Origin of the sequence: Mycolicibacterium bacteremicum (assembly GCF_002086115.1) — a bacterium.
Taxonomy (GTDB): Bacteria; Actinomycetota; Actinomycetes; order Mycobacteriales; family Mycobacteriaceae; genus Mycobacterium; species Mycobacterium bacteremicum.
On the sequence record NZ_MVHJ01000069.1, the window covers coordinates 1 to 1066 of the forward strand.

Below are 1066 nucleotides of genomic sequence, written 5' to 3' on the forward strand. Positions count from 1 at the left end.
TGTACGGGGACACGCCGCACATATGGACACTATGGGGTCGCTCACGCAGCGATTCGCCCCCGAAGATGCCGTTCGAGTCGCATCACGAACTCGGTCGGCCGATGGCGCACATCCTCGAAAAGGATCGGTACCGACACCCACCCGGCGTCCTGAACCGCCGCGAGTCTACGACGATCACGGCGCATCTCCTCAGCGCCGCTGTGCCAGTCGACGCCCTCGTATTCGGCGGCGACCCGCGCGTTCGGCCACGCGAAGTCGAATCGCCGCAGATCACCGTTCCCGTCGATGATCTCGTACTGCAATTGCGGGGCCGGCAGCCCGCCATCATGCATGACCAGCCGGGCCTCGCTCTCCATCGGTGACTCGGCCAATGGGCTCGCCAGCGGTATCAGCCGGCGCACCGCGATGATGCCTCGCCTGCCGGCCTGGGCGGTTGCGGCATCCCACAACCCGGCGGGCAGACATCGGCCACTGCGCAGAGCCGCGTCCAGGGTGGCCAGTGCTCGGCCGCGACGCAGTGAGCGGGCCACCTCCACCGCTGTCCACGCCGGCGCCGTCGCTGGCCGCCCGGCGATGTCCACCAGCGGAGCGCCGTCTCGACGATGAACCACCAACCCCTCGGCGCTGCGAAGTCGCGCCCCCGCCGGACTGAGCACATGCAGCTCCGGCGGATTCTCGGTATCGAAGCCGAAGGCCGCTGCTGCCGTACCCAGACATATGGGAACCGTTGTTTGACAGGATAAATCGAGCCCGCGCAGCATGATGTCGCGGCCCGGTTCGGCCCGGGCATAGATGCCGTGCCATATCCGTTCGATGGACCCGTGATCGAGCGCCCGCGCAAGTGAACGCCGGCTCAGCAGGCCGAGTACCTGTGCGCTGCTGGCCACGCCACCCTGGCGGTCGAACAGGTCATCCAATGCAGTTGTCATGGGAGACGATGCTGGGTCTCACAAACGACGCCAGACCAGAGGGCCGGCGGGATCTGTGGATCAGTCCGCCACTGTGCACAACACGGCTCCCCACGAGCGACCGCAGAGTGCACGCCCGCTCAGCGTGTCGACGTACC

General features: G+C 67.2%; 1 protein-coding gene. It reads right to left on the reverse strand.

Annotated features, from left to right (window positions below; translation table 11 throughout):
• Window positions 1–41: 41 nt before the first annotated feature.
• Window positions 42–929, reverse strand: a complete 888-nt coding sequence (locus tag BST17_RS28495; protein WP_083062361.1) for a type IV toxin-antitoxin system AbiEi family antitoxin domain-containing protein — start codon at window positions 927–929, stop codon at window positions 42–44.
• Window positions 930–1066: the final 137 nt, after the last annotated feature.